Raw genomic sequence first — 15,013 nt, 5'->3', positions numbered from 1 at the left:
AGATTCAGCATGAGAAGGCTCTGGGCTACTGCTTCACATTATCCATTATTTCCCAACACGTCTAATGGTAAAGGGTGATGGCCGTTCGGTATACCAGACGACTCTAGAATACCCATGGCGATCGGTTGTAGCATGGATTTTCCCAATAGGCACGGAGAATTGCGATAGGCTGAAACCATGGGAACTCCCCTCTGTCCCAATCGCCATTTCCCTACCGGCCATTTTCCACCGGCCATTTCCTAATCGCTATTAGTTTCAGCTTGCTATGTCCGACTTGTCTAATTTTGCCAGTCCCGATCGACGGATTGCCGTTCTGCTCCATGAAGGAATTCGCGGAACCCATGGAAAAACTGGATTGGCTTTAATCCGCTATCGTCCCGAACAGATTGCAGTGGTGATTGACTACCAAACGGCGGGCGAATCCTTTGCCCAACTAACAGGCATTCCTTGGGATGGCCCGATCGTCACTTCTGTGGCCGAGGCGATCGCCTACCAACCCGATTGGCTGGCTATCGGCATTGCTCCTTCTGGGGGTGCGTTACCCGCAAGCTGGTTCCAGGAAATTCAGCAGGCGGTGGCCGCAGGCTGCTCGATCGCCAATGGCCTGCATACCCCCATGGCCCAGCATCCTGACTTGACGCCCTTGCTACAACCCGGTCGCACCGTTTGGGACATGCGCCAAGAACCTCCGGGATTGTCCGTTGGGCAAGGATCCGCTCGCTACCTGCCCTGCCGCCGGGTTCTGACCGTCGGTACGGATATGAGCATTGGCAAAATGTCCACCAGCTTGCAACTCGATCGGGCCTGTCGAGCTCGGGGCCTGAACTCAAAGTTTCTAGGGACTGGACAGGCGGGTATGATGATCTCTGGTGAAGGCATTCCCCTGGATGCGGTGCGGGTTGATTTTGCCTCCGGTGCAGTAGAGCAATTGGTTGTGAAATTTGGTAACGACCACGACATCTTATTGATCGAAGGTCAGGGATCATTATTACATCCGGCTTCGACTGCCACCCTGCCCTTAATGCGGGGAAGTCAGCCAACCCATTTAATTTTGGTGCACCGGGCTGGGCAAACGCACATTAGAACGTGCCCAGACACACCTATTCCATTGTTGCAGAATGTAATTGAACTATACGAATCTGTTGCATTTGCTGGTGGTTCTTTTAATTCCGCAAAGGTTGTTGGTATTGCGTTAAATACCGTTCATTTATCTGACAAGGAGGCTAAAACCGAAATCGATCGCATCCAACAAACGACAGGGTTGCCCTGTAGTGATCCCATACGTTATGGGGTGGATGTATTAATCGATACTTTTCTCTAGAAAAACACATTTCTTTTAACAAAAACTTAACTTGATCCCATTGCAGTTCTTAAGTCTTCGGGGCACTCTATTTCTATAGGCTCCTGTTGATCCCGAGGAAAAGCCTAAATTTTTTTTAAACCACTACTAGAGGAAACACCTATGCAATCCGTCAAGCAAATGACCCAGCGCAAGGTCACTGAACTGCTGAACTGGCTCCATGGCGATAATTCCCAACTGCAACAGTTGCTGGAACGGACACAACAGCTCAATCCTGACAAAGATACCTCTTGGTGTATTGATAAAGTCTGGTCAGAACAACGAACTTGGCGGGTTTGACTCGATCGATTAATGGTCTGGGTTAGGACAAAGTTGGACGGGTGGATTGCAGGCTCAGGCTTGTTGGGCAACAATCTTCTGCTTCCAACTCCGCTGGCTCTTGTGGTACCTGGGCTTTGATAGTATTTGGGCTTTGATAGTACTTGGGCTTTGATAGTACCTGACACCTGCACTCAATTTTGTCTGATTGGTTTGAGGGGTTTCTAGGGCAATGGTTTACTACCCCCTTCGGCCTAAGCTACAACGACTTTCCCGTTAGCCTTGCTGAATTTCCAGAATCCAAGTTTTAATAGAAGGCAGTTTTCCCAACTCTGTTGAGATTTATTAAGATGCAGCCTTCTGTCAGCCTCCTTCGTGAAACGTCCTATGATGACCAGCAGCTTCGCCACAGCCTGGAAACGCTGCTGGAACCCCTGGGTGGCATCTCAAACTTTGTGAAGTCTGGCGATCGAGTTCTCCTCAAACCCAATCTCCTGACGGGTTCTCGTCCAACGAAGGAATGTGTGACTCGGCCTGAAGTGGTCTACTGTGTCGCGCAAATGGTTTTGGAAGCAGGGGGGAAGCCCTTTTTGGGAGATGGCCCCGCCTTTGGTAGTGCGCTAGGGGTCGCCAAGGCGAGTGGCTATGTTTCATTAATTGAGGATCTCAAAATTCCGATCGTCGAATTCAAAGGCAAGCGCTACGAAACGGTGAGTCAGGAATTTAATCATTTGTTGTTGTCGAAGGAAGCAATGGATGCGGATGTGGTGATTAACCTGCCCAAGGTGAAGTCCCACGTCCAACTCACCATGACCATGGGCGTGAAAAATCTGTTTGGCTGCGTTCCCGGCAAGATGAAAGCTTGGTGGCACATGGAGGCTGGGAAGGATGCCGATCGCTTTGGTGATATGTTGGTGGAAACGGCGCGGGTCATCAATCCTGACCTCACGATCGTCGATGGTATTCTCGGCCATGAAGGTAATGGCCCCAGCGGCGGCGAACCCAAGGAATTGGGGATATTGGGGGCGTCAGCGGATGTTTTTGCCCTCGATCGGGCCATTTTAGATATTGTCCAAGTTGATCCAACATTGGTTCCAACGATTCGGGCTTCCCAGCGATTGGGATTGTGCCCAGAGCCGGAGGCCATAAATTTCCCGTTAATGAGGCCGGAAGACCTGCGCATTGGTGATTGGCAATTGCCCAGCAAAATGATGCCGATCGACTTTGGCGCACCTCGGGTGATCAAATCGACTTTCAAGCACCTCTATATTCGGTTTATTAAGGAACCGATGGCCGCCTACGCCGGACGCTAACTGACTGCATCTGGGGGAATTGGTTGCAATTGATCGTTTCTGGTATTGATCACTTCCTGCACAGTTACCACTGCTAGAGGAAAAACAGGCCGATCACCCGAAATAGCACCCCCATGAGAGCCGCAAGCTCCGTTCCAGCAGTCTAACGGGCACAATGGCCAAGTGATTGTTCATGAAACCCCCCGTGATTCCGATCGCGAGGGACGGGTTAACCTGTCTTTATATCAACGATGAGAGTACAAGTTCCCACTCAAGAAACTCTTCTGCCACAATGAGTAAGGGCAGCCATAAGGGCAGCAGACCAATAAACGGATCCTCTACAAGCACGCTATGACGAGCTTGCACACGCTATGACGAGCTTGCATTTGTAACTCTAGGAGAGCTGCCGATCTCATTTGGGTAATATTGACTAAGCTGAGTAGGGCGCGATCTCACTTCCCCATAGCAAAATCGATTTCTAGACGCCCAAGAACATATAATTCCAAGGCCATCCAGCCTTTCAGAAGTGTGAAATGTCTCCATCAACCCTGTCATCAACAAAATGGCCGTAATCAACCCGAGGGTCTGTCGGCGGAGATCGGCGGCTGAGGCGTTAGGATTGAGCACCATTTGGATTGAGCACCATAATGTTGCTCCAGTTGACTAAAAAATCACTTAGAAAAAGATTCGCGCTTTTAGTCGGTAAGCCCTGATCCCACGCAATCTTTGGTTGAGAAATCCAATCTTTTGTCAAGTGTTAACTGAGGAAGACCGCCGTTTCTGTATCTCTCCTCCGAGTTGTATGTCTTTTTTGTAACTCTTGTATCGCCTTGTTACTAACCTGTTCGAATACCACGTTCACTAGGTATCTTAGGAAAGTCACCTATTTTCTTAAGCTTTTGCTTAGAGTTCCCATGACACCTACAATGCTTCGACACCTGTGGTCATTAGTGGAAAATAATCAGGCCACACTGCTCCTCAATCTGGATGATGCCTCTCTCGTGCAATGGCTTTTCAAACAATTTCGCTCAGAACAATCGCTGAATGCGGAAGAAGCCACAATGGTGTGTCACTACATTCAATCCAAATTGCCTTTGATTCGAGATTTGGCGGGACAACGCATGCCGCAAATGGCATTGAGTCGTTAAGGTTAGTCCCGCCGATTAGTCTTGCTGATTAGTCCTGCCGGTTAAGTTTCGACGATTGCGTCGAAGGCTACTCACGGGAGGGATTTGTCCTACTTCAGTTGAAAAAAGTTTTAGAAAGTTTTGGAATCGCTTCGAAATAGTCTAGGGAGAGACTTAATTTTGAGAGGGGTTGCTAGGGGGGAGATCGATCGTCGGTTGAGGTTGAGGCGATCGTAATGTGTTAGAAACAAGCACAAACCCCAAGTAGGCAGGCAAAATCAAGAGGATCAATCCAATGCCTGTTAAAGCAATCCATTTGCCATTGGAGGGTTTTCCATAGATGCTGCGATAGGGATCGATCGGGAGTCCCTCAGATTTGACCACTTCCCGCATAGCGATCGGCCGTTTGAACCGTATCCGACGATCGTCAAGCTTTTCTAACAGAATCCAGCCAGCATATCCTTCTTCTTCACATAGTTTTTGCAGCACCTTAGGATCGCGAAACACATCCTGATAGGCTCGCACAATTTTAAATTCCCAACCCACCAGCCGAGGGTCCGTGGTTCCCTTTTGAGATTTGGTCACAACCTTTTCATCCATCGGATCGATCGTCGTTTTGGAATCGTAGGGTGTTAATAGCTCTTCTTCTGTCCAATCCTGGCGCTCCCTGAGTTGTTGCCACCGCAGCCCCAGCCCCAACATTAGACCCTGAAGTCCAAGGCTCCCCATTAACAAACTCAGTAAAGCCAGTTCACCCATCCTGCCATTACACCCATGCAGACCGTAGTGATTGCGAACTAGAATTTAACATATCCTTCAATCAACCAATCGGTGTCAATTGATTGTAATCGCAGTTTTTCCAGTTGCAGCGCTTGGGTCATTTCTTGGAAGCCCAAATCACCCACCGGAGTTGGTGCATTGACTCCCCCAATGATTTTGGGAGCAATAAAAGCCCAGATTTTTTGAACCGTACGATCGGCGATTGCCCGTGCTGCCAAGGTACCGCCACATTCCCACAACACCTGCATGCAGCCGCGATAGTAGAGACTTTGCATGACTGCTGCGGGAGTTAACTCTGCCAACTCCACCACTTCCACACCCTGGGCTTGCAATTTGTTGTTGACCTCAGGATTTGCATCCATTTGGGTAAAAACTAGGGTGGGTGCGGTGTCTGTATTCCACAGGTTTGCGATCGTGGGCAGATCCAAGGTGCGACTCATGACGACACGCAGGGGATTGTGATCCGTGAGCCCGTGGGTTGTCAGATTGGGATTATCTTTGCGCACGGTATTGCCGCCAATGATGACTGCATCACAGGCCGATCGCAGTTGGTAAACTTTTTGCCGTGCTGCTGGCCCCGTCACCCAAGCACTGTGCCCGGTACTGGTGGCAATTTTGCCATCGATCGTCATGGCGTATTTCAAAATGCCAAAGGGCTGATGGTGCAGGATGCGATGGACAAAGGCTTCATTCAATTCCTGGCAGGCTGCTTCTTCTACGCCAACGATGACTTCTAGTCCAGCCTGTCGCAGTTTGGCAATGCCTTGGCCCGCCACATTGGGGTTAGGATCCACCATGCCAACCACGACCCGTTGTAGACCCGCTGCCACGATCGCATCGGCACAGGGAGGCGTCCGACCAAAATGGCTACAGGGTTCCAAATTGACGTAGAGCGTGGCTCCCTGGGCTTGTTCTCCGGCCTGTCGCAGGGCAAAGACTTCTGCGTGGGGTTCTCCGGCCCTCGGATGGAAGCCTTCCCCCACCACCACTCCGTTATTGACAATGACTGACCCGACGAGAGGGTTGGGTGCGGTTTTTCCTAGGGCTTGTTGGGCCAGTTCTAAGCAACGTTGGAGATAGAACCGATCGATTTCATTGAACTCGGATGGATTGGACTCAGGAAATGGATTAGGGCTGGACATAGTTGTGACGATGGCTTTCTCCATCCTCCACTAAGGAGGTTGTGTCGTCTACTATACCCAAGCGGGATTCAACCCCGTTGTCAAATAGGGCATGGAGTGCAGGTATATCGAGTGCAGGAATTTAGTATAAGCGGGAGGTGGAGTAATGTCCCAGCACTTCTTGTCCCCACCGCACTAGGTTTTCTGAGCCTTCCATGAGTAACAAATAATGGCCTCGGCTAATGTGGTGGCGATACAGACTGGCGACAGTCCCTCCTCCAAAAGCTCCTAAAAAGGCTCCGATCGCCGCGCCTAACAGGCCACTGGAAAATCCCATGAGTGGAATAATCATCATTGAGGAGCCCACCATGGCCCAATTGGGTTGGCGCAGAAAGGCTAAGGCTTCCATCTGACTGTGAATCAGCCAAAATAAGGTTGTCGCCACGACAGTACCCACAATTGCACTGACGATCGCCCAGCCTACGGCCTTACGCACAATGATCTGAACCGGACGTAATAGGCCAATCCGCTCAGGACGGCTATACCCTTCACCCACGATCGTCAAATGTTCAGGAGAAATTCCGTGATAGTTCAACAATCGGTAAGCTTGAAACGCAGACATTTCATCTGGAAAAATCTTCACGACCAGATGTGTATTTCGAGGCACCAACCCTTTTTGTCGCAGGAATCGCCTTACCACCGCAGCTATGCCCAGTTTTATAAAACCTATATTGGCAATTCTAAACGCTCCAACTGAAATTCCCTAGTAGCTACCCATCTAACTTAATCATTGTTTGATGAATCACCAGTTTATGACAAAGGTCGATCGGGAGATGGATCGCGTGTGTTAAGAGTGTGGGCGCGGGATGGGCTAGATTGAAACGATCTCTCTAGGAAGCCTATGTGTACTATGGAGTTGTTCAGGTTTTGTTGAAATTATTGTTTGGTGGATCCCTATGCCTCCCCGTTGGTCTCGTGTTCCCACTCGTCAAGATCCGGAGTATCGCAAGCTCGACGATCGTGTGACGTTTGCCACCCATGTTGCTGGATTTCTTGCGGTTAATTCCGGTGTATGGTTTGTGCGGCAGGTGCAATATGCCGATTGGCCTTGGACGCTCTGGCTCACTGGACTGTGGGGATTAGCGTTAGTGGGACATGCTGTTTATGTCTTTGCAATCGCGGATTACAGCGAGCAACCCAGTGATCCATCGAAGTCCTCAGCTTCAAAATAGTCATCAGCGCCAAAACTCGTTAATCGATCCAACAACTTGTACGCAACTAGGAGCGGAGTCTATGGCAAGCAATTCATCGCAGGTGATCGAAGCCCTTGCTGCGGAGATTGGTGAAAATATTTACATCGACATTGCCAAGTGGCATCTCTATCTAGCCGATGCCAAGTTGCATACGCTGCTGGCGGAGCAACTGTTTCCTCTCCTGGAAAGCGGCAAGCTGGAGGAAAGTGCAGTCACCCAAGTTTTGCAGGCTATTTCGGTCAAAGTAGGGGGTGGCAAGCGGGAACTGCCCTTGAGTGATCTGTTGCCGATGCAATGTCAGGTGAATTTGCTAGATCTTCTGGAAGAGTTTCAACGGAATTTATAGACAACTTTGATAGACACACCTGGGTAGACACCCCTGACAACTGACGTACTTCCCCGTTGAAAAATTCGTTTTCACAAAAGAAGTACGTCAATGCTGGGCTAGAAAATCAGGACTAGCGGCGATATCATTCCAGCAACGAGACTCGCAATTTCCTTCAGCGATGAGCGCAGCATTACGATCGAGGATCCCTCCCCTTTGTCCTATACATAGCCACCATGCAGCGTCACCATGCAGCGATTTCAACGCTTCCATCAGATTCAACAGCTTGACCCCGTGCGTGATAACTGTGAAATTTGTAGACAGCTTGCAGGCTATGAATTTCCTTGGGATATCACCCGTGCTCTGGAAATTGCCTTATTTCGCACCTTTTGTGTGCCTAGTATCGCCACACTCCTCGATCGAACCCATGAATTCCATCAGCGGCCTCAAAAACGCTACGACGATACAGGCTTGATGGTGTCTTTGATCCTCAAATTTGGGTATGACACGCCAACAGGGCAGTCTGTTATTCAACGGATGAATCGGATTCATGGTCATTTTCCCATTAGCAATGCTGATTTTCTTTACGTTCTCTCAACTTTTATTTATGAGCCAGTCCGCTGGATTGAGCGGTTTGGTTGGCGGCAGTTAAGCCAATTGGAAAAGGAGGCTTTGTTTCACTTTTGGTTTGCTGTTGGCCAACAAATGGGAATTGATGCCATTCCAGGGACCTATGAATCCTTTGAGGACTATAACCTGGAATACGAACGGCAGTACTTTCGTTACAACTCCGCCAACCAGCGGGTGGGAGAATCAACCTTAAACCTTTTCCTGAGTTGGTTTCCGTATCCCTTGCGGCCCGCCATCCAACCGCTGGTCTATGCCATTATGGATGAGGCCATGCTGCAGGCGTTTGGTTTTCCTGCCCCCAAACCATGGCAGCGGAATTTTGTCGAATATCTCCTGCGATCGCGGGGCCAATTACTGCACTATTTCCCGCCCCGTCACACGCCGCACTTTTACAGCGACGAACGACAAAAAAGTTATCCCCATGGCTATGATTTAACGGATTTAGGACCACCCAAGATGCTACCGAAATTAAATGACCTTGAGCAGTCATAATCTAATTATCTTGAGGATCTAATTATCTTGAGGACTGACACTATGCAGAATCACAGCATAGAAGCTTTTCGTTCCCTATTCGATAGCCGTTTGGCCACCCTAGAGCATCTTCTCAAATCTGCTCAGACCCATTTTGGTGAGGATGACGCCTTTCTTCAGCAGCGCATTGCGGCGGACATGTTTCCCCTGGGTACGCAGATCGTTTTTACCTGCAACCAACCCCGTAACTTTGCCCTGTGGTGTAACGACCAATCTCCCAATAATCTAGATCCCGAGGTCACTTCTCTTACCTTGGCTTATGAGCACATTACTAACACCCGTCAGCTTCTGACAGGCATTACTACTGAAGATCAAAAGCTAGCTGAAACTAGTCGCATTAACCTTGGTCAAGGACTCTACCTCGAGCTTCTTGGAAGTGTTTACATCAATGATTTCTTGATTCCTAATTTTTACTTCCATCTCGTAACGGCCTACGATATTTTGCGCATGATTGGTGTTCCGATCGGCAAGCGGGATTATATGCTGCACTTGCTTCCATTCCTTAAGCAAGAATAAACCCCTAACGATTTAACTCCAAAGCTGTAACCACAGAGTCTATAACACTAAATTAAGTGCTGAAATTAACGTTAGCGTCAAATAGTAGCACTAAAAAAGAGAGTAGCTTGTACGATCGAATCAGCAACCGTACAAGCAACCCTAAGGGATATGTGCTAGACCTGTCTTATATCTAGTACAGGTCTAGTGCATGAAGTGCCGAACTCCCGTGAGCACCATGACAAGACCTAACTCATTGGCTGCATTGATCGAATCCTGATCCCGCATGCTGCCTCCTGGCTGTACGATCGCGGTAATGCCTGCTGCTGCCGCTGTGCGCACAGAATCATCAAAGGGGAAGAATCCATCGCTCGCCAGCACAGCACCTTGCACTTTATTCGCAGCTTGTTCTAGGGCAATTTTGGCGGAGCCGACGCGATTCATCTGCCCCGCGCCGACGCCGATCGTCGTGCGGTCTTTGGCAACGACGATCGCATTGGACTTGACATGCTTACAAATCTTCCAGGCAAAGAGTAACTCTTGCAGTTCCGCTTCCGTGGGTTGCTTGTCCGTCACGATTTTCCAGTCAGCGGGATTCGCCACGATCGTGTCAGCGGCTTGTACCAGGAAGCCCCCAGCAATGTCTTTAATCAGATATTCCGACCCACCCCGCAGATCCGGCAGGACGAGAACGCGCACATTGCCCTTCTTCGCTAAAATCTCCTGGGCATCGGCGTCACAACCGGGCGCGACAACACATTCGAGAAATGTTTTCGTCAGTTCACTAGCCGTTGCCGCATCGATCGGGCGATTCAGCGCAACAATGCCACCAAAAGCAGAGGTGGAATCGGCATTAAATGCTTTGGTATAGGCTTCAAGGATCGTGGAGCCCATGGCTGAGCCACAGGGATTCGTATGTTTAATAATCGTTGCTGCTGGATCGGCGTCAATGAATTCAGTAATGATCCGACGAGCCGCTTCTAGATCGACTAAGTTGTTGTAACTAAGTTCTTTACCCTGTAATTTCGTAGCTGCGGCCCAACCCGTGGCTGTGGCCCCTGTTTGGTACCAAGCGGCAGGTTGGTGAGGATTTTCGCCGTAGCGCAGGGCTTGGAGTTGCTGACCCGCGATCGAGAAGGTTTGCGGCAGCGGCGATTCGCTGGCTTCGGTAATTTGCTGCTCTAGGTAAGTGGAAATAGCGCGATCGTAGGCGGCGGTGTGTTGGAAGGCTGCGAGGGCTGCTTTTTGGCGGAATTGCAGAGAAACGTTGCCCTGGCTGCTACGAAATTCTTCTAGGTACGTCGCGTACTGGGCCGGATTGGTCAGGATGGTCAGGTGGGCGTGGTTTTTCGCCGAGGCCCGCACCATCGCAGGGCCACCAATGTCAATTTGTTCGATCGCGTCTTCCAGGGTGACGCTGGGCTTGGCGATTGTTTGTTCAAAGGGATAAAGGTTGACCACCACGAGATCGATCGGGCGAATGCCATTGGCCTCTAAATCCGCAACATGATCGGTCAAGTCGCGGCGGGCGAGGATGCCGCCGTGAATTTTGGGATGGAGAGTTTTCACCCGCCCCCCCAAAATTTCCGGCGACCCTGTGTAATCAGACACTTTCGTAACGGGCAGTCCAGCCTCCTTCAGGGTTTTGGCTGTGCCGCCACTACTGATGATATCGAAACCAAATTCGTTCACCAGTTGGGTGGCAAATTCAACCAGTCCGGTTTTATCCGAGACACTCAAGAGGGCCAGACGTGCCATGATGGGTTCCTTTCATTGCAGGTTCAACAAGGAACTAGGGTACAGGGTTTGGGGAACGGGGGGAAGGGTTGGCTGGTTGATTTGTTAAGCGGGTTGATCTGTTAATCAGTGGTTTCTAGTCCTGCGGCTCTTCCTTGAGGTTGAGATTGCCCACGATCGACAGCACCGTGCCAATGACCGCCATCACGCCACCCACGCCGATCGCCAGGTTGGGATAGTAACCACCCCGCTGCAACGTTCCCATCCAAGTTGCTGTCAGTTCTGATTGGGTGAGGCTATGGGCAATGACGGGAGAGAGATAAATCAGGGCAGCCCCCACCAGCAGCCAAGAGGCCATGGACGCTAATAGAAAAACGGATTTTAGCATAAAAATTTTCGTCCAGGAGATTTTTAAGACAGGAGGTATGAGGGATTCTGGTCAATCTGCATTTCATCCTACCAAACCCGATCGTAGAAATACGCTAGTCTATTGACCTATTAGCTTTGACCGATCAGCTTTTCAGAATTTGCCGGACGGGGAGATTGCTGGGTCGAAAATTGGAAATCTAATCCATTCAGCGCAGCCCTTCTAGTCAATGGATTAGCCCGAGGGTGTGAAGTTATATAGAGTGTCAAGTCAATTTGGATGAGAGCAATGGCCAAACTGTTGGTGATTAAAACGGGAACCACCATGGACGCGCTGCGGCAACAGCGGGGAGACTTTGAACAATGGATTATTGATGCCATGGAATTTTCCGCTGATGAGGTGATGGTAGCGGATGTGAGTATCGGGGAGGAATTGCCGGAGTATCATCAAATTAGTGGAATTGCGATTACTGGTTCCCATGCAATGGTGACAGAACGCCGAGACTGGAGCGAATATACAGCGGAATGGTTGAAAGTTGCGGCTGAAAAGCAAATTCCCACGATCGGGATCTGCTACGGCCATCAGTTATTGGCCTATGCGTTGGGCGGGAAAGTCGATTTCAATCCCAAGGGTCGGGAAGTGGGCACGATCGAAATTGCTTTGCAACCTGCTGCGCAGACTGACCCCCTCTTCCGGGGTTTGCCAGAAACGATCGCGGTGCAACTGAGCCATCGCCAAGCGGTGTTGGAATTGCCGGAACAGGTGGAATGGCTGGCTTCTAGCGCCATGGCCGACAATCAAGCCTTTCGCTACGGGGAAGTGGTGTGGGGCACGCAATTTCATCCCGAGTTCGATCGCCACATCACCCAAGCCTACACCGACTACGCTCGGGTGGGACTGCTGGCCGAAGGATTCGATCCCGATGCGATTTACCACAGCATTCAGGAAACCCCGATCGGCTTGGAGATTATGCAACGGTTTGCAGCGATCGTTCGATAGTTAAAAATTGTGGTTGAATGGATGGGGCTGGTTATTCTCCGCAAGAACGCCTGCCGCAAGACTCGCCATATTATTTGACTCAATTATTTGACTCCGGTATGACCCTAAAAGTCATTACAATTCCCCCCAAGTCAGGGCAATCTCCTACAGGCACGATCGTAGTGCTACACGGTTGGGGCGCTAACGCTGAAGATGCGGCCTACTTTACCAGCCTGCTGGACATTCCCAACTATCAACTGCTGCTGCCCGATGCCCCCATTCCCCATCCCTTCAATCCCGTTGGCAAGATGTGGTACGGCTTCCCGGAAACGTTTAATTTCACCGGAGAATGGGCACATTTGGCCGATCTGCAAAATAGCCGATCGCAACTGTTAACCTGGCTCAATACCCTACCCACAATTACTGGGGTACCCTTGGAACGCACAATTTTAGGCGGTTTTTCCCAGGGGGGCGCTATGACGATCGAAGTGGGGTTAGAGCTACCGTTGGCAGGTTGCATGGTTCTCAGTGGCTATCACCATGGCCCGATTCCTACGCTAACCAGTCCGCCTAAAACCTTGATGGTACATGGGCGGATGGATAACGTTGTGCCCCTCGCCGCCGCCCAGGAAACCCGCGATCGCTTACTGGAAGCAGGCGTCGATTTACAGTACGAAGAATTTGTCACCATGGGCCATGAGGTCTCCAATCCCGTTCTCGATCGGATGCAAACCTTTATTCAGCAAATTTTGGGTTAGGGCTGGGGCGCGATCCCCAGATCCCTCCGCAATCGATTCAGTAACCATTTATCAACCTTCCGTTAAAGTTCGCTAGGATACAAAAACATCGCATAAAATTTACTCAGAGGGGTAATGCCAACAACCCTTGAGTTGGTTAACGTAGAGGCATCGATTGCGAGGGAGGTGACGGCAATGGCGACAGTCAATTTCGAGACAATGGATGTCACCCAGTTGACAGAAGAAGATGTGGCGGAACTGGCAGTTCGACTGGAACAGGATGATTACGAAAGCGTGTTTGATTGCCTCAATGATTGGCATCTCATGCGCGCGATCGCCTTCCAAAAACCGGAGCTAGCGGAACCCTATATGTACCTGCTCGATCTAGAAGCCTTTGATGAGTCTTAGGGATTCAAGGCTCTGGAATCAGTTCTCAAAAACATCAAGATTTAGTTGTTCAGACATATTTGTTCGTTGCATTAGGTTTCGATCCCCCTAAATCCCCCTTCAAAAGGGGGACTTTGACAAAGTTGGCCGAATTCCCCCCTTAATAAGGGGGGCTAGGGGGGATCGGATCTATAGCGTTGATAGATAAATTGGGTATAACCCATCAAAATTGCCAGATTTGTAGAGAGGGTGTGCGAACACCCTTTTGTTTTGGGAGAAAACCTCATGTTGGCTGGAAAACAGATTCTCATCGGCATTGGTGGAGGGATTGCCGCCTACAAAGCCTGCCAAGTCGTTTCTACCTTAGCCCAGGCCGGAGCCGAGGTGCGCGTCATCCTCACCGAAGCCGCCCAGCAGTTTGTCACGCCCCTTACCTTGGCCACCCTCAGCCGCCATCCCGCCTATACCGATCGCGACTTTTGGCAACCGACTCAGGGCCGACCGCTACACATCGAGTTGGGCGAGTGGGCCGATCTGTTTGTCCTGATGCCCTTGACGGCAAATACCTTGGGCAAGCTCACCTATGGGCTAGCGGATAACTTGCTGACCAATACCGTTTTGGCCTCGACCTGTCCCGTCTTGGTCGCTCCGGCGATGAATACGGATATGTGGGAACAACTAGCCGTCCAACGCAACTGGAGCCAACTGTTCCAAGATTTCCGCTACCATGCCGCTAATCCAGGGGCGGGACTGCTAGCCTGCGATCGGGTGGGCGTGGGCCGCATGGCAGAACCGGAGGAACTGTTACCCCAGATCCAATCCTTGCTCTATACCCAGGGCCGTCGAGATTTATCGGGCAAACGAATTTTAATCAGCGCGGGGGGGACACGGGAGTTTCTCGATCCAGTGCGATTTCTAGGCAATCCATCTACGGGAAAGATGGGAGCTGCCTTGGCCTTGGCCGCCCTTCATCGCGGTGCCCAGGTCACGTTTGTCTACGGTTCCGGCACGGTTAATTTAGCTCTGCTGAAATCGGCCAAGGTTCTCACCACTCCCGCCGCCGCCGAAATGGAAGCCGTGATGCACCAGGAAATGCCACAAGCCGACTGGATTATTCTTTGTGCAGCGGTTGCTGATATGAAGCCTGCGGAGTACCGGAGTTACAAACTCCCCAAGGCCGAGTTACCCACATCAATTCCGACGATCGCCGTGCCAGACATCGCCGCAGGCTTAGCCCAACGGAAACAACCCCAGCAACGGCTCATCGGATTTGCAGCCCAAACGGGAGATTACGTCACTCCAGCCTTAGAAAAATTACACCGCAAAGGACTCGATGCAATCGTGGCCAACCCGATTGATCAACCCAATAGCGGCTTTGGCTCGGATCAAAACCAAGCAATCATCTGCGATCGATCGGGCCACCAAGTCGCGATCGAACCCTGCAGCAAGCTAGAAATGGCCCATAAAATTTTCGACTTTCTGCAAGCAAGCAATGGTTAATCAACCGGCAATGGTTAATTAACCTAAGTGTGACAAGCAAAATTGTCCCTCACAGATCCCCCGTCCGTAAAATGGAGAATTCACTTTCGGGGGGTGTCGGGGGAGTAGAGTCCCCTGACATTGCAGGGGGGCGGG

Annotated in this window: 18 protein-coding genes; 12 read left to right on the top strand and 6 right to left on the bottom strand. The window is 50.5% G+C overall.

Annotated features, from left to right (window positions below):
* Positions 1-38: 38 nt before the first annotated feature.
* Positions 39-179 carry a hypothetical protein gene (locus ACN4EG_RS24815; RefSeq protein WP_431632972.1) on the bottom strand — a complete coding sequence of 47 codons (141 nt, stop codon included), beginning with the start codon at positions 177-179 and terminating at the stop codon, positions 39-41.
* An 86-nt stretch (positions 180-265) separates the two neighbouring features.
* Between ACN4EG_RS24815 and ACN4EG_RS24810 the strand changes: the two genes are divergently transcribed.
* The 4 genes from ACN4EG_RS24810 to ACN4EG_RS24795 all read left to right on the top strand — a co-directional run bounded on the left by ACN4EG_RS24810 (position 266) and on the right by ACN4EG_RS24795 (position 4,058).
* Positions 266-1,321: a DUF1611 domain-containing protein gene (locus tag ACN4EG_RS24810; protein ID WP_431632971.1), complete on the top strand. Its 1,056-nt coding sequence runs from the start codon at positions 266-268 to the stop codon at positions 1,319-1,321.
* A gap of 141 nt (positions 1,322-1,462) precedes the next feature.
* The gene (locus ACN4EG_RS24805; RefSeq protein WP_431632970.1) at positions 1,463-1,639 is read left to right on the top strand and encodes a hypothetical protein; all 177 of its coding nucleotides are present in this window, start codon (positions 1,463-1,465) and stop codon (positions 1,637-1,639) included.
* Positions 1,640-1,968: 329 nt separating this feature from the next.
* Entirely contained in the window at positions 1,969-2,931 is a 963-nt protein-coding gene (locus ACN4EG_RS24800) for a DUF362 domain-containing protein (protein WP_431632969.1), read from the top strand.
* Positions 2,932-3,824: 893 nt separating this feature from the next.
* Positions 3,825-4,058 carry a hypothetical protein gene (locus tag ACN4EG_RS24795; protein WP_431632968.1) on the top strand — a complete coding sequence of 78 codons (234 nt, stop codon included), beginning with the start codon at positions 3,825-3,827 and terminating at the stop codon, positions 4,056-4,058.
* Between the two features lie 153 nt (positions 4,059-4,211).
* Here the strand turns inward: ACN4EG_RS24795 and ACN4EG_RS24790 are convergent, their stop codons facing one another.
* From ACN4EG_RS24790 to ACN4EG_RS24780, 3 genes are all read right to left on the bottom strand, one after another.
* Positions 4,212-4,796 carry a hypothetical protein gene (locus ACN4EG_RS24790; protein WP_431632967.1) on the bottom strand — a complete coding sequence of 195 codons (585 nt, stop codon included), beginning with the start codon at positions 4,794-4,796 and terminating at the stop codon, positions 4,212-4,214.
* 38 nt (positions 4,797-4,834) lie between these two features.
* Positions 4,835-5,959, bottom strand: coding sequence for a bifunctional diaminohydroxyphosphoribosylaminopyrimidine deaminase/5-amino-6-(5-phosphoribosylamino)uracil reductase RibD (gene ribD, locus ACN4EG_RS24785; RefSeq protein WP_431632966.1), 1,125 nt, complete (start codon positions 5,957-5,959; stop codon positions 4,835-4,837).
* Positions 5,960-6,080: 121 nt separating this feature from the next.
* A complete protein-coding gene (locus ACN4EG_RS24780; RefSeq protein ID WP_431632965.1) occupies positions 6,081-6,560 on the bottom strand; it encodes a hypothetical protein in 480 nt (159 codons plus the stop codon).
* Between the two features lie 334 nt (positions 6,561-6,894).
* Between ACN4EG_RS24780 and ACN4EG_RS24775 the strand changes: the two genes are divergently transcribed.
* From ACN4EG_RS24775 to ACN4EG_RS24760, 4 genes are all read left to right on the top strand, one after another.
* Complete coding sequence (locus ACN4EG_RS24775) at positions 6,895-7,170, top strand: 2TM domain-containing protein (RefSeq protein WP_431632964.1); 276 nt, start codon at positions 6,895-6,897, stop codon at positions 7,168-7,170.
* A 61-nt stretch (positions 7,171-7,231) separates the two neighbouring features.
* Entirely contained in the window at positions 7,232-7,537 is a 306-nt protein-coding gene (locus ACN4EG_RS24770; protein ID WP_431632963.1) for a DUF3181 family protein, read from the top strand.
* A gap of 228 nt (positions 7,538-7,765) precedes the next feature.
* A complete protein-coding gene (locus tag ACN4EG_RS24765) occupies positions 7,766-8,638 on the top strand; it encodes an oxygenase MpaB family protein (RefSeq protein WP_431632961.1) in 873 nt (290 codons plus the stop codon).
* A gap of 42 nt (positions 8,639-8,680) precedes the next feature.
* The gene (locus ACN4EG_RS24760; RefSeq protein ID WP_431632960.1) at positions 8,681-9,193 is read left to right on the top strand and encodes a DUF1993 domain-containing protein; all 513 of its coding nucleotides are present in this window, start codon (positions 8,681-8,683) and stop codon (positions 9,191-9,193) included.
* Between the two features lie 183 nt (positions 9,194-9,376).
* On the opposite strand, the gene purH is transcribed toward ACN4EG_RS24760, so the two are convergent.
* Together purH and ACN4EG_RS24750 are read right to left on the bottom strand one after the other, a co-directional pair.
* A complete protein-coding gene (gene purH, locus ACN4EG_RS24755; RefSeq protein ID WP_431632958.1) occupies positions 9,377-10,930 on the bottom strand; it encodes a bifunctional phosphoribosylaminoimidazolecarboxamide formyltransferase/IMP cyclohydrolase in 1,554 nt (517 codons plus the stop codon).
* 115 nt (positions 10,931-11,045) lie between these two features.
* Positions 11,046-11,297, bottom strand: a complete 252-nt coding sequence (locus ACN4EG_RS24750; RefSeq protein ID WP_431632956.1) for a hypothetical protein — start codon at positions 11,295-11,297, stop codon at positions 11,046-11,048.
* 267 nt (positions 11,298-11,564) lie between these two features.
* On the opposite strand from ACN4EG_RS24750, the gene ACN4EG_RS24745 reads away from it, so the two are divergent.
* The 4 genes from ACN4EG_RS24745 (at position 11,565) to coaBC (ending at position 14,878) form a co-directional block, all read left to right on the top strand.
* Positions 11,565-12,275, top strand: coding sequence for a glutamine amidotransferase (locus ACN4EG_RS24745; RefSeq protein WP_431632955.1), 711 nt, complete (start codon positions 11,565-11,567; stop codon positions 12,273-12,275).
* Positions 12,276-12,349: 74 nt separating this feature from the next.
* A complete protein-coding gene (locus ACN4EG_RS24740) occupies positions 12,350-13,012 on the top strand; it encodes an alpha/beta hydrolase (protein ID WP_431632953.1) in 663 nt (220 codons plus the stop codon).
* Between the two features lie 114 nt (positions 13,013-13,126).
* A complete protein-coding gene (gene isiD, locus ACN4EG_RS24735; protein WP_431632951.1) occupies positions 13,127-13,399 on the top strand; it encodes a protein IsiD in 273 nt (90 codons plus the stop codon).
* A gap of 264 nt (positions 13,400-13,663) precedes the next feature.
* Positions 13,664-14,878, top strand: a complete 1,215-nt coding sequence (coaBC, locus tag ACN4EG_RS24730) for a bifunctional phosphopantothenoylcysteine decarboxylase/phosphopantothenate--cysteine ligase CoaBC (protein WP_431632950.1) — start codon at positions 13,664-13,666, stop codon at positions 14,876-14,878.
* Positions 14,879-15,013: the final 135 nt, after the last annotated feature.

Origin of the sequence: Alkalinema pantanalense CENA528 (genome assembly GCF_050753345.1) — a bacterium.
Lineage (GTDB): Bacteria > Cyanobacteriota > Cyanobacteriia > Leptolyngbyales > Leptolyngbyaceae > Alkalinema > Alkalinema pantanalense.
Note: the sequence above shows the minus strand (reverse complement) of the source record. Positions and strands in the feature narration are given on the sequence as shown.